Annotated in this window: 9 protein-coding genes and 1 pseudogene; 4 read left to right on the top strand and 6 right to left on the bottom strand. The window is 45.4% G+C overall.

Translation table 11 applies throughout. The features are described from left to right. Positions 1 to 73 precede the first annotated feature (73 nt). Entirely contained in the window at positions 74 to 1276 is a 1203-nt protein-coding gene (queG, locus tag ACHA99_RS19025) for a tRNA epoxyqueuosine(34) reductase QueG (protein ID WP_393944400.1), read from the bottom strand. A 174-nt stretch (positions 1277 to 1450) separates the two neighbouring features. Between queG and ACHA99_RS19020 the strand changes: the two genes are divergently transcribed. Beyond that, on the top strand, positions 1451 to 2248 hold the full coding sequence (locus ACHA99_RS19020; RefSeq protein WP_393944398.1) for a substrate-binding periplasmic protein: 798 nt from the start codon (positions 1451 to 1453) through the stop codon (positions 2246 to 2248). Here the strand turns inward: ACHA99_RS19020 and ACHA99_RS19015 are convergent. Next, positions 2245 to 4101 (bottom strand): diguanylate cyclase, encoded by a 1857-nt coding sequence (locus ACHA99_RS19015; protein ID WP_393944661.1) that lies wholly within the window; start codon positions 4099 to 4101, stop codon positions 2245 to 2247. The two genes, ACHA99_RS19020 and ACHA99_RS19015, sit on opposite strands and share 4 nt — an antisense overlap. A 220-nt stretch (positions 4102 to 4321) precedes the next feature. Between ACHA99_RS19015 and ACHA99_RS19010 the strand changes: the two are divergent. Next, positions 4322 to 4846 (top strand): annotated as a pseudogene (locus ACHA99_RS19010) (phosphatase PAP2 family protein). 31 nt (positions 4847 to 4877) lie between these two features. Beyond that, the gene (locus tag ACHA99_RS19005; protein ID WP_393944396.1) at positions 4878 to 5312 is read left to right on the top strand and encodes a DUF3069 domain-containing protein; all 435 of its coding nucleotides are present in this window, start codon (positions 4878 to 4880) and stop codon (positions 5310 to 5312) included. Between the two features lie 131 nt (positions 5313 to 5443). On the opposite strand, the gene ACHA99_RS19000 is transcribed toward ACHA99_RS19005, so the two are convergent. From ACHA99_RS19000 to ACHA99_RS18985, 4 genes are all read right to left on the bottom strand, one after another. Continuing rightward, on the bottom strand, positions 5444 to 7132 hold the full coding sequence (locus tag ACHA99_RS19000) for an NAD-dependent malic enzyme (protein ID WP_105250164.1): 1689 nt from the start codon (positions 7130 to 7132) through the stop codon (positions 5444 to 5446). Positions 7133 to 7401: 269 nt separating this feature from the next. Further along, positions 7402 to 7866 (bottom strand): DUF1456 family protein, encoded by a 465-nt coding sequence (locus tag ACHA99_RS18995; protein WP_168824742.1) that lies wholly within the window; start codon positions 7864 to 7866, stop codon positions 7402 to 7404. Between the two features lie 141 nt (positions 7867 to 8007). Next, complete coding sequence (locus ACHA99_RS18990; protein WP_263181952.1) at positions 8008 to 9282, bottom strand: Nramp family divalent metal transporter; 1275 nt, start codon at positions 9280 to 9282, stop codon at positions 8008 to 8010. 168 nt (positions 9283 to 9450) lie between these two features. Beyond that, on the bottom strand, positions 9451 to 9990 hold the full coding sequence (locus tag ACHA99_RS18985) for a PH domain-containing protein (RefSeq protein WP_393944393.1): 540 nt from the start codon (positions 9988 to 9990) through the stop codon (positions 9451 to 9453). A gap of 242 nt (positions 9991 to 10232) precedes the next feature. On the opposite strand from ACHA99_RS18985, the gene ACHA99_RS18980 reads away from it, so the two are divergent. Next, positions 10233 to 12791: a TonB-dependent receptor gene (locus ACHA99_RS18980; RefSeq protein ID WP_263169420.1), complete on the top strand. Its 2559-nt coding sequence runs from the start codon at positions 10233 to 10235 to the stop codon at positions 12789 to 12791. Positions 12792 to 12957 lie beyond the last annotated feature (166 nt).

The following is a 12957-nucleotide window of genomic DNA, read 5'->3' as shown; positions in this document are numbered from 1 at the left end:
GCTTATTGAGTTTGATGAATTAATAACAGCGGATGCTTATGCATCCGTTGTTGTTTATTGCTTGCCGACTAACTTAAGCATCTCGCGGTAAGCCTTTTTCGATAATGCGCACCATGCGCTCGGTTTTGCGGCGGGCTTTTTGTTGTTCAGTTGCGGTGCTTTCAGCAAGGCGCGATTGCTGGGCATTAAGCGCCCATTCAATATGCTCACGCACTATCTCATCGATATCTTCGCTGTGATTGCGGGCGTTAAGTGCGGCAATAATCCTTGGGCTTGCGGGAGCGTTACCCAGTGCTACTGCAATATTACGTAGCCAACGTTTATGTCCAATGCGGCGAATGGCGCTGCCTTCAGTTTGTTTAAGAAACTCGGCCTCGCTCCAAGCAAAAAGGCTGAGAAGGTCTGGTTGCTTTAACTGCGGACGAATATGAAAGTCAGTTTCTTCAGTCAGCGGCGCTTGGCGATTGATGGGACACGCGAGTTGGCAATCATCGCAGCCATAGATGCGATTGCCCATGAGTGGCCTAAATTCTTCAGGAATCGCGCCCTGCAACTCAATGGTGAGATAGGAAATACAGCGTCTGCCATCGACCACATAAGGTTCTACGATTGCACCCGTTGGGCAGGAGGTGATGCAGGCGACACAAGTGTTACAGCCTTCTTGAATGGGAATATCCACAGGTAGAGGCAAATTGATCAGTAGTTCACCTAAAAAGAACCAACTGCCAGCCTCATGGTTGAGTATGAGTGAGTGTTTACCTGTCCAGCCTATGCCGGCTTTTTCGGCTAAGGGGCGCTCAAGTACTGGCGCTGAGTCAACAAAGGGGCGAAAGTCAGCTGCATCGAAACCGAGAGCAACTAACTCCGCACTGATTTTATCTCCGAGCTTTTTAAGTCGAGCGCGGATCAACTTGTGATAGTCGCGACCTCCGGCATAACGGGAAATATAACCTAAGTTGGGATCGGTGAGATTCGTTGCAAAGCCAGCTTCGGGTGGTAAATAGTCCATCCGTACGGAGATCACCCGCACTGTGCCCGGATGCAGTTCTTGCGGGCGAGCGCGCATCATGCCATGGGTAGCCATATAGGCCATTTCGCCATGAAAACCTTTGTCTAGCCATGCTTGGAGTTTGGCTTCTTCAGCGATTAAATCCGTATCGCAAATGCCAACCTGCGCAAATCCGAGTGCTTTTCCCCACGTTTTAATTTGCAGAGCGAGCCGCGACAGCATGCTGGCATAGGATTGGCTTGGGGTTTGATTGGCTAAAGTTGACATGAATTGATGGCAGCGAGGCTCTTGGCTAGGTGGCAATATGATAGCAGTTTTCACTTATTGAGGACGAGTTTACTCAGAAGGGGGCGTGAGGCGATATTTTCTTTGGGGTATTTGTTTATTTGCAGTTGGGATTGAGTCTATGATTAGGTCTAATGTTTATCGTTTGGTATTCGTATGCTGAGTGCGTTTCCCCTTAGGGCGTGTTTTCTTGCGATGAGCTTATTAGGCCTGATGCCTAATCTTGTTTTTGCGGCGCCTGACAAGTTGAAATTGGTGACCGAAGCTTGGCCTCCCATGAGTTACGAGCAAAATGGTGTGCCGCAAGGTTTTGCGGTGGACTTAGTCAATACCTTGCAATCAAGACTGGGTCAGAGTGAAAAAATTGATGTGTTACCTTGGGCCCGGGCGTATTCGATTGCCAATACCTCAGCGAACGTTTTACTTTTTGCTACGTCAATTAATGATGAGCGAGCTGAGCAGTTTGATTTTATCGGTCCTATTGCGACCAGCAAAATTGCATTGTACGCAAGGGCGGCAGATCCTATCGCTCTCGATCAACTTGCTGAACTGCAATCGACAGATATTGTGGGGGTTTATCGGGAATCGGCGGGTGCGCAGTTGCTACAACAAGCGGGCGTGGATAATTTGCTGGTGGCGAGTTTTCCGCAGCAATCGGCGAAACAGTTGCTGTTTTCTCGAATTCGTTTTTGGTGCCAAGCGGATCTTGCGGTAAAGCAGATACTCGAAGAAGTGGGGGCGAGTGAGACAGATATCCGCCAAGTGTTTGTAGTATCGGAGATTAATCTCTATTTAGCTTTTTCTAAAGGGACATCGGCGGCAACCGTTATCAGTTGGCAAACAGAGCTTGAGAAAATGAAAGATTCAGGTGAATTTAGTCGTTTGTATCAGACATGGTTTGGCACTTTGCCACCGCCATTACAACATCAAGTGTTTTGGCATAAGGCCGCTTAATTCTCTCTTAAAGCCTCATTCTTGGCTGATTTCACACAATTTCTGCCCGCATTTTTAGCCTCATAAAGAGCATTGTCGGCCCGCTTTAGCAAGGTGGCAAAATCTTTATCTTGATATGCATCTTCCGTATTATTTTGTGGTTCTAAAGTGGCGACACCAGCGCTAACGGTCAATTTGAGTTCTGCTGGTAAATTCTGTGCGCTAAGGCGGCTAATATGGTTCTGCAATTGATGCGCCAGCGCTAACGCACCTGTGGCATCTGTGTTAGGCAATAGGATTAAAAACTCTTCACCACCGATGCGGCCAACGAGGTCTTTATTACCCGATAAGGTTCGGCCTGCATTTGCAATGGTCATAAGGGCGCGATCGCCTAATTCATGGCCGAAGTTATCGTTGATTTTTTTGAAGTGATCCGCATCAAAAATAATCACTGAAAAAGGGCTTTGATGTTTTAAGGCTTGCTGAAAATATTTCGCGGCTTGGGCATAAATATGCCGACGATTAGGGAGTTTGGTAAGGTAATCCGTGAGGGCAATAACTTGCAGTTGGCGATTTCTATGTACTTGTTTATAAGCGAATATAGACACTATCGTCAGGATAAAGCCCGCTAGTAATAGGATAATGTGTTGCAGTGATTTGTTCTTTTCGAGTAGCGCGAGCTCTTGTTCTTTAAGGTTTTGGTTTTCAATCAAGCGTTGATTTTCAGATTCAATCCGACTGGTATCAAACTTGACCTTTAATTCTGTCGTATGATGGGAGAGAGAATTGCCATCGACTTTTTTTGTTAGGGTAACAAATTCTTGCAGCGCTCCGTAGGCGGCAGATAAATCATTCATCGCCACATATATGTTACTTTTAAGCTGCAGCAGTTGAGTGAGTCCCCGATTATTCTGCAGAGTGCGAAAGGCTTTTTCCCCTTGCTCAAGTTCGGTAAGCGCCTCTTTATAGCGAGCTTGTTGAAACTTTATCTCGGCCATAAAAAGCTTCATGAAGCTGTAATCGGTCAGATCTTTTTCATTAATAACAGTATCGGCTTCGATTAAATACTTTTCGGCTTCGTTTAGACGATTGAGTTTGATTAAGCTGTAGGCAATATTCGTTGCCATAGTTGCTGCCACTTTTTCCTGCTGATGTTCCTTGAAGTATTGATAACTTACTAAGAAATTATCTACGGCCTGTTGATGTTCACCGAGTTCATCTAAGGCAAGGCCAATGTCCGAGTTGACATACATTGCCTGTTCTTGGTTATTGTTTTTTAGATAGAGAGCTTTGAGTTTGGTGTAATAGCGGATTGCACTTTGGGGATCGCCATAACGTCTAAAACTGGTAGCAACATCGGCAAGGTTAATGTTAGCCCAACCGCTTAAATTGAGTGATTCATAGAGATCTTGCGCTGTGACGAGATCGTCTAATGCCGCAGAAAAATCGCCAATATAAGAGTAAAGTGCGCCGCGAATGCTGCGCGAGTCGGCGATTAGCTTTAGGTCTTCATGCTCATAGGCACGTTTAACACTGAGATTATAGCCTTCCATCGCGCCATCCATGTCACCACTTAATTGCAGAAACCAAGAGCGGCAGAGCGTGAGGTCGGTAATGAAATGGGGGGAGGCGGTTGGCGGAATATTGCTCAGTGCTTGGTTAGTATTTTTAAGTGCCAGTGCAATAGCTGTGTCGTTTTCTGTATTCTGATCCCAGCATTTAAGCAGTTGCAGCTTTTCATGACGGGTGACATCGTCAGTCGAAATTAGTTTGCTTAATAACGCTAGATTGCTTTCGATTTCTTCACGGGTCATAGGGACGCCGCTTTCAAATCTTGCAAATATTTTATCAACCTGAGTCTTTTCTTCTGCCATAGCGTTGCTGAGCGGCAGTAGAAGCAGCAATAAGGAGAATGATAAATACCTAAGTTGATGTAGCAAAAAAGATTCCTGTTCGAATTAAAATCAATAGCTAATTATTAGCTTAGCATAACTTGTTTGCTCATTTTGAATATAGATGTATAGCAATTTTGCATTCGGTTAATGATCAAGGTATAAACTCCGCCTTGGTTATTATCCCACAAAGGAATCACCCTTGAAGAAATTACTCTGTGCTGCATTATTCATGATGAGTGGCACTAGCTGGGCAGGCTCAGATTTAGAAACCTCTGGCGATGTATTGCATTTATTATTACCCGCTACTGCGATGGGTGCGACCTTGTTTTATGAAGAGGGTTATGATGGTAGTTGGCAGTTAATTCAGGCAGCGGTGTCGAGTCGGTTAATTGTTGAAGGTCTTAAGTATGGTGTGAGTAAAGACAGGCCAGACGATAGTGGCGATGATTCGTTTCCATCGGGTCATACCTCAGACAGCTTTATGGCGGCGACGTTTATTCAGCAGCGTTATGGTTGGCAATATGGTTTACCTGCCTATGTTGCCGCATCTTATGTGGGCTAAACCCGAGTGGCGAGCGACCAACATTACCTCGAGGATGTGTTAGCTGGCGCGGCGATTGGAGCGCTGGCGGGTTGGTATTTTACTCAACCCTATGAGGGGATAACAGTTACGCCGATTGCGGGTAACGGCGTTTATGGTTTATATGTGAGTGGCCAGTTTTAAGTCTATTTTTGGGATGCGAATCGAGATTTTTATGAGCGAATTATCAGCTGTTTACCGCGAAACTGCCGAGCAGATTTCTTACAATGTTGCGAATAAAGTGTTACCAATGGCTAAATTACCGAGTGACTTATTAGCAGCGTACCAAGGTTTGTGTGCCGAACTGTTGGAAGACAGGGAAGGTAAATTTAGCCAAGCTTGGGCATCTTTACCTGCCAGTGCACGTAATCTAATGGAACAAGCCGCATTCCACGGTTTCTATATTGCTAATGCTTGGTTGCAATTGAGTCGTGTCGCCCAAGAAATTTCTGAGCAAGCCGATACCGATAGTGCAATCCAAGAGCAAGAATATAATGGCATTTTTACGCGCTTAGCTGATGAATCGCTCAAAGAAAGCCTACGTAAGTTGAAGAAAGCGCGTACCGATCGCGCTTTGCTCAATAGCTTTAAACAGGTGATGGCACCTTAGTTTTTATTGAAATCAGCACAGAGTCAGAAAATTAAAAAGCCCGTTACTGCAAAGTAACGGGCTTTTTGCTGGCTAGCACAAACGCTCAACTAAGCTGCTTTACTGCGACTTGGGTCGCGGCAACGCTATGCTTAGAACGAAGTGCGTTTGTAGCGGCGATATTCTGGACTCCAGAAATTGCCTTCAATCGACTGCTGTAAGATCTCATCGCTCATTGGCAGCGTTAACCCTTGTTCAACTGCGACTTTACCTACGGCGAAAGCAATATGCTTACTCACCGCATGGATATCTTCGAGTTTAGGCAGTAGTGGACCTGTACCATCGATTGCCAGTGGCGAACATTCGGCAAGTGCGCGACTTGAAGCCATCAACATGGCATCGGATACATGACGTGCGCCTGAAGCTAATACGCCTAAGCCAATACCTGGGAAGATAAAGCTGTTGTTGCACTGGGCAATTTCATAGGTTTCACCATCGACAACCACAGGCTCGAATGGGCTGCCCGTAGCGACGAGTGCTTGACCTGAGGTCCAATGCAAAATGTCCTTCGGTGTCGCTTCTACGCGGCTGGTGGGGTTCGACATAGGGAAAATAATCGGCCGAGCACAATGGCTATGCATAGCACGGATGATTTCTTCGGTGAAGAGTCCTGGAACGCCAGATACCCCAATCAGCACTGTCGGCTTGGCGTTGTTAACCACATCGAGCAGTGAAATATTGTCGCTGAAATTGCTCCAGTTTTGGATGTTGGTGCATTTCTGCGCTAATTTTTGCTGGAATGGCAACAGGTTAGGCATGTTATCTAGCAATAAGCCCCAACGGTCAACCATACACACTTGGGTGCGAGCTTGCTCGTCGCTGATCCCTTCTGACACCATTTGTGCCACGATAGCTTCGGCGATACCGCAACCGGCGCTACCAGCACCGAGAAAGGCGATACGTTGCTGATTTAATTCAGTACCCGCAGCCTTACACGCGGCGAGCAAGCAACCAACGGCAACCGCAGCAGTGCCTTGAATATCATCGTTAAAGCAGCAATAGCGATCCTTATAGCGCTCTAGGATCGGCATGGCATTCTTTTGGGCAAAGTCTTCGAACTGGATCAAAGTATCTGGCCAGCGCACGTGGACGGCTTGCATAAAGGCTTCGATAAACTCGGCATATTCTTCGCCACCGATGCGTGGATGGCGCCAACCCATATACATAGGATCTTCTAACAACTGCGGATTATCTGTGCCTACGTCTAAGGTAATGGGCAGGGTATAAGCCGGACTGATACCGCCACAGCTAGTGTAGAGTGACAGCTTACCGATAGGGATCCCCATGCCGCCAATACCTTGATCGCCAAGGCCTAAAATACGTTCACCATCAGTGACTACTATGATTTTAACTTTTTGACGAGTCGAGTTATTGAGGATGTCATCGATCCTATCTTTGTTCGGATAGGAGATAAACAAACCACGGTTGCGGCGATAGTTTTTCGAAAAACGCTCACAAGCTAAACCGACTGTCGGCGTATAGATGATGGGCATCATCTCGCTGATGTTATTTTGCACTAAACGATAAAATAAGGTCTCGTTTGTGTCTTGAATATTCCGTAGGTAAATGTGCTTGTCTAAGTCGTTATTGAAACTTCTAAATTGATCGTAGGCGCGAGAAGCCTGTTCCTCAATTGTTTCAATGGCATAGGGGACTAAGCCTTCGAGGTTAAAGAAAATACGCTCTTCTTCAGAAAATGCACTGCCCTTGTTAATCAGTGGGGCTTCAAGAATGGCAGGTCCTGCAAACGGAAGATAGAGGGGGCGTTTATTATCGTCCATGGGTAACCTTTTGAGTTATTGTTTAAGTGGTCAATACGTGCTGTAAGTCACGTAAGGTTATCATGAAATGTGATCTTTGTTGTCCGTGGAACGAGGTATTTGTGGTTTTTTTTGCAGCAGTAAAAAAGTCAGCTGTTTTAAACAGGATTTCTGAGGTTGTTGAGATGGAATTGTTAAGGTCTTGTTTATATCCAAACAAGCTCAGGTGTAGATAAAAACGGATATAAAAAAACGCAGCCTAAGCTGCGTTTTATGTCATAAGTTTAGCGTTATACGCCGCGATACTTAAGTGATAAGCCGCGGATAAAGTTACGCAGTATTTGATCGCCACACTCTTTAAAATTCTTGTGGTCTGGATTGCGGAACAGGGCGCTTAGCTCTGATTTTGACATTTGCACTTCGGCTAAAGCCAAAGCTGCTACTATGTCTTCTTCACGCATTTCGAGGGCAACTCTCAGCTTTTTAAAGATGAGGTTGTTGTTTAAACGTGAAACGGGCGCTGGAATTTCTGCACCTTCACGTAGACCACGCTTCTCTATGATAAGACCATCTAAAAACTGACATAAGGTCGTGTCGTTACAAGCTTTATAACCTTCTTCCTCTTCTTTACGTAGAAGATCAATCATCTCTTCGACAGGCACTTCTCTTCCAGCTTTAGCAAAAATTTTAATCATTTTTGCATTGCTAAAATCAAACACGAAGCGCAAACGGCGCAAAATATCATTATTAATCATGGTCATCTCTTGGCGCGGCTGCGCTATCTGGTTTAAGAGCCCGCATTATATACCCAAACCACCTTAATTGCAGAATTCAGCGGGAATTTAATGGCAGTTAGTTAAGGCCATTTATTGCTCCGGCATAAACATTCTGGGTAATTAGCCTTTAATGATGTTGTACCAATAGATAAACAGCGCCGCGAAAATCAGTAGATAAATCAGGCCAAACCAAGAGAGTAGTTTCATCTTAGTGCCATATCTATCTGTCTCGGGGAGCTGTTTGCTGGTCATTAAGCGGTAATTTAACCAAGCAAAAATGACTGTGGTCATAAAGGCCAAGATCATCACAAACTCGAGTAACGGTAAGAGTGCACCTTTAAAGAAGAGGATCAGCAATAAGCCAAAGGCACTGATGGCGAGCATAATCCCAGTGAGGCGTTTGTCTGAACTGGTCTTTGAGGTGAGTAACTGCCAGCCCATATCTAAGGTACGGCTATAGCCATCGATCACTGTTACTGTTGTGCTGAAAATACACAAAAATGCCACAATACCAATAAGATAACGACTCTCGCCGCCCATCACTTGGCTGTAAAGATTAATCAATTGATTAGCAAACTGTGCGCCGGAATCTGAAAAGTGTTCGCCGCTGCCGTGCATCACTAAGGCGCCCAATGACAAAAACACGATCGCGAGGATCGCAGTGATGATGTAGCCTAAGTTAAAGTCGAGCAGTGCCTGCGCTTTCGTGACCGTCTGGCTTTTTTGTTTTTCGAGCAACCAGAGAGAATTCCAAGCGCTGACTTCAATCGGTGCTGGCATCCAACCCATCATGGCGACCAAAAATCCCACATGGGCCCATTGCCAAGGTGAAGGAGAGACAAAATTGCTCGCTAATGGTTGAGCGTGATCCCAAGCCAAGGCCACGGCAATTAAGGTGGTTAAGGTTAGGGCGAACATGATGATCTTAGTGAGTCTATCAAGCAGTTGATAATGGCCTAAAATCAGTAAAGCCAATGAACTCAGCAATACCAGTAGGGCTAACCAATCGATGGGGAGCGGAATAAATTGGGTCAACATAGCGGCGGTTAACATGCACACCCCTGCTGTACTGGCAATGGCGGCGATCACATTGAGCCCAGTAAACAGCAGTAAGTAACCTCGGCCCTGTTTTTGGTAGCCGTGCAGTAGACTCTCCCCTGTGGCAGCTGTGTAGCGTGCGCCAGCTGCAAAGAAGGGATACTTAAGTAAATTTACCCCAAGAATAACCCAAGCCAGTTGCCAACCAAATTCGGCGCCCGCCCGAGTCGAGGCGACTAAATGGGATGCGCCAATCGCCGCGGCGGCCATAAGAACACCTGGGCCCATGGCTTTAATGCCGAGAGTTAGGTGTGTCATCCAAGAGGATGAAGGAGAAGTTACTGAAGATTCTGTCATGTCGTTATTAAAAATGCCTGTTGAAAATTAATCTGGGGAATCGAACACTCCCTCATGCTAAGACTGCGCTCATGCTAAGGCTGCGCTCATGTTAAAGCCGCGCTAACGCTAAGAGAGTGGCTCAACATTAAAGGTAAAGTGATTGAACTAAAAGTCGTTTTATTCAATTTATCTGTTTAATTTTTGGCTGAGTAAAGTTTCAATGCGTTTTAAGCTTGCAGCCATTTCGGCTACGATTTGTAACAGCGTATTATCTGGCTGTGCCGATGGGATTGTTGGGTGCAAGGGTTGGGTAAGCCGTTCTTTTTGTTCTAATACGCGGGTTCTAAATTGAGGCGCATCGACTATGCCGACTAAGCTTATCAATGCGCCTGCGCCCGATTGCCCTGCGGTTTCTACCGTGAGTTTATGCAGACCAAATAGGCGCATAATTGGGCCTTGGATCAATGCCATATCGGTAATTTTGTCCAAAGGCACTGTGTTTTCAGTACGAGTTAATATGCCCCTCCTGACAATAAGTTTATTGCTGGTGAGCTGCGCACTCATGTTGTTAATATAGCGGCGAGTCCCCCACAGCCCTATTGGAAACCAAATCAATAACAAGGGAATACCTATTATGCTTAGGCTGAAATAGGCGGCCCCTGAAAGCAGCCAATACCAACCTAAATGGGTTTCAAACTCTGCTTGATAAATAATCTTGTCTTCCATATTTCTTCCTTTAATTCTGATATTCAAATACTGCGACTTGTCTTGTAGGTTGAATTTTTAGTGCTTAGACCTTCTTTGATTCTCGTATGAGGAAAATACACTGCCTCAAATGTAACAAAAGTTTAACTTTTATTTCTCTGCCATTGACTTTGGTTTGTAACTCATTACCTTGTGTGTTGTTAATTTAGGGTTTTCTTATTGTTAAAATAATTTTAGTGAGATAAATAAAACAAGGGAAATGTATGAACAGACCTCAGATTCTACCCAGTGCTTGTGCAATCGCAATTGCTATGGCATGTGCGCCAACAGTGGCCCATGCTGCCGATAAAGGTGCAGAAAAAGTTGAACGTATTGAAGTAACGGGTTCCCGTATTAAACGTACCGATATTGAAGGCCCTTCCCCTATTCAATCGATCAGTAAAGACGATATTGCCAATATGGGATTTGATAACCTGCAGCAATTACTTGAACGCATGCCTGCCAATGGTGCTGGCGCGTTTTCTACCCGAGGAAACAGCCAAGATTCAACCGCCAACGGCGGCGCATCTATCAGTCTACGTGGTTTAGGCCCAGACGCGACCTTAGTGTTAATTAACGGTCGTCGTGTTGCGGCGAGTGCTTTTGCCGAAGGTATCACTAATTCCTTTGTTGATATCAATAATATTCCGGTATCAGCTATTGAACGTATCGACATACTGAAGGACGGTGCATCGGCTATTTATGGTTCTGATGCGATCGCGGGTGTGGTTAACATTGTTCTGAAAAAAGATATTGAAGGCATTGAGGTCAATCTTGGCTACGGTGATGCTTCAGGCACTGGCTACGATGAAACTACAGCGAATATGGTGTGGGGGATGAAGTCCGATAAGGGCAGTGCCTCTATCATTCTCGACTATTTTAAAAATGATACTTTAGCGGCAACGGATTTAGGCCGTTTTGGAACTGCAGATCAGAGTCCTTACGGCGGTGAAGATTCGCGTTCTTCCCGTGGTTTTCCTGGGTATTTTTATGTGGATGGGGTGCCGACAGTTGACCCAGCTTGCCCTGCCGATCGCAATATAGACGGTGAAGTTTGTGTCTTTGATTATGGTCCGTATAACCTTGTTGTGCCTGCTGCTGAACGTGTGGGTGCTATTGGTCAATTCGAATATCACTTTAATGATGATTTAACCGCTTTCCTCGAGTTAGCTGCCCAGCACAATACATCGGAAGCGGGCGGTGCGCCGACGCCACTTGATGAGAAAGCTGGCTTAACCGTACCTGGAACTCATCCAAATAACCCGTGGGGGAAAGATATTGAAATCGGTCGTTTCCGCACCGTTGATGCGGGTGCGCGTCGTTGGGATATTGAATCTGATACTCTACGTTTAGTCGCAGGTTTACGCGGTGTAGTTAAAGACTGGGACTGGGAAGCTACGGTGCAAAAGGGGCGCAGTGAGTCAACTCAAACGGGTGACCGCAGCCAAGGTTGGGTAAGAACAGATTATTTGCAACGTGAAATTGATGCGGGTCGTTACAATCCTTTCGGTGGCACCATGAACTCCCAAGATGTCATTGATGATATTACCACCAGTCTAGTGCGCCAAGGTCTGTCAACCATGACTTCCTATGCGGCGAATATCTCAGGTCAAGCATTTACCCTTGCTGATCGCGATATCATGATGGCGGCTGGAGTTGAATATCGTGAAGAAGCCATCAGCGACGAGCCGGATGAGCAATTTCAACGTGGATTGATTTTTGGTACCGAAGCTGTGTCAGCTAAGGGCGATCGCGATCAATGGGCGGCGTATACTGAATTTTCCATCCCTGTAACGGATAACTTCGAGCTGCAACTTGCGGGTCGATATGATCACTACAGTGATTTTGGTTCAACCACTAATCCTAAGATTGCTTTCCAATGGGGTATTAGTGATGAGATAACGGCGCGTGCCTCTTGGTCTACTGGGTTCCGTGCGCCTTCATTAGCGCAAATTGGTTTGGGTCCATCTGAAGAAAGTAGCTTCCTAATTGATAAATATCGCTGCGCAGCCGACGGTCAAGGTTGTACCTTGTCTGATGAAACGACTGAGTTTGCAGGTAACCCAAAGTTAAAGGCTGAGGAGTCAGAGACTTGGAATATCGGCATGATATGGGCGCCAAGCCAGAAGTTCGATATTGGTTTCGATATCTACAGCATCACTCAAGATAATAAGATTGATAAGTTGTTACTGCAGGATATTTATGACGCTAATTGTAACGATCAGAACAGCACTGTGTGTGTGCGCCTAGCACCTCAAGCTGGTCAAACATTTGGCGCACTAGATGTGATCCGCTCAAGCTTTGTTAACTTAGGTTCGCAAGAAGTTCAGGGTATGGATGTGTCGACCCATTATGGATTCGAACTCGATAGTTATGGCGACCTTAAGTTCGGTCTTGAATGGAGTTATCTGCATAACTTTGAAAAAGATGATACTCATCAAGTGGTCGATTATACCGGAGAGTATAAGTATCCGAAGAATCGTTGGTTAGCGACAACCAACTGGACTATGGATAACTTTGCCGCCAATTTAAATTTGAGTTATATCGGTGAGTTTGAAGATTTCAACAAAACTCGTACAATTGATGCTCAAATTTTAGTCGACATGTCAGGTACTTATCGCTTCAATGAGATGTTCAAGCTGACACTAGGCGTGAACAACGTATTTGACGAAGAACCACCATTCGCTATCGGTGATGGTGATACCGACCTCTACGGTTACGTGACATCAGTACATAATCCAATGGGTCGCTACATTTACACTAAACTCTCAATGAACTTCTAATATTAAGCCTACGAGTTTTATAGCTCAGTGCTTTATATCAAAGTGTAGTGAAATCGAAACGGCGCATTAAGCGCCGTTTTTTATGGGCAGATTTGCACTAACGCAAACTCAGTGTATCTTCGTTAGGACACGAATTAACCGGACTAAAAGGACGTTGCAATGATCA

The sequence above is a fragment of the Shewanella sp. S23-S33 genome (assembly GCF_043359565.1).
GTDB classification, from domain to species: Bacteria; Pseudomonadota; Gammaproteobacteria; order Enterobacterales; family Shewanellaceae; genus Shewanella; species Shewanella oncorhynchi.
Note: the sequence above shows the minus strand (reverse complement) of the source record. Positions and strands in the feature narration are given on the sequence as shown.

Bases quoted from the DNA above. Each gene is read 5' to 3' on its own strand.
- queG (WP_393944400.1), bottom strand. From the start codon at position 1,276: ATGTCAACTTTAGCCAATCAAACCCCAAGCCAATCCTATGCCAGCATG.
- ACHA99_RS19020 (WP_393944398.1), top strand. From the start codon at position 1,451: ATGCTGAGTGCGTTTCCCCTTAGGGCGTGTTTTCTTGCGATGAGCTTA.
- ACHA99_RS19015 (WP_393944661.1), bottom strand. From the start codon at position 4,101: ATGGCAGAAGAAAAGACTCAGGTTGATAAAATATTTGCAAGATTTGAA.
- ACHA99_RS19005 (WP_393944396.1), top strand. From the start codon at position 4,878: ATGAGCGAATTATCAGCTGTTTACCGCGAAACTGCCGAGCAGATTTCT.
- ACHA99_RS19000 (WP_105250164.1), bottom strand. From the start codon at position 7,132: ATGGACGATAATAAACGCCCCCTCTATCTTCCGTTTGCAGGACCTGCC.
- ACHA99_RS18995 (WP_168824742.1), bottom strand. From the start codon at position 7,866: ATGATTAATAATGATATTTTGCGCCGTTTGCGCTTCGTGTTTGATTTT.
- ACHA99_RS18990 (WP_263181952.1), bottom strand. From the start codon at position 9,282: ATGACAGAATCTTCAGTAACTTCTCCTTCATCCTCTTGGATGACACAC.
- ACHA99_RS18985 (WP_393944393.1), bottom strand. From the start codon at position 9,990: ATGGAAGACAAGATTATTTATCAAGCAGAGTTTGAAACCCATTTAGGT.
- ACHA99_RS18980 (WP_263169420.1), top strand. From the start codon at position 10,233: ATGAACAGACCTCAGATTCTACCCAGTGCTTGTGCAATCGCAATTGCT.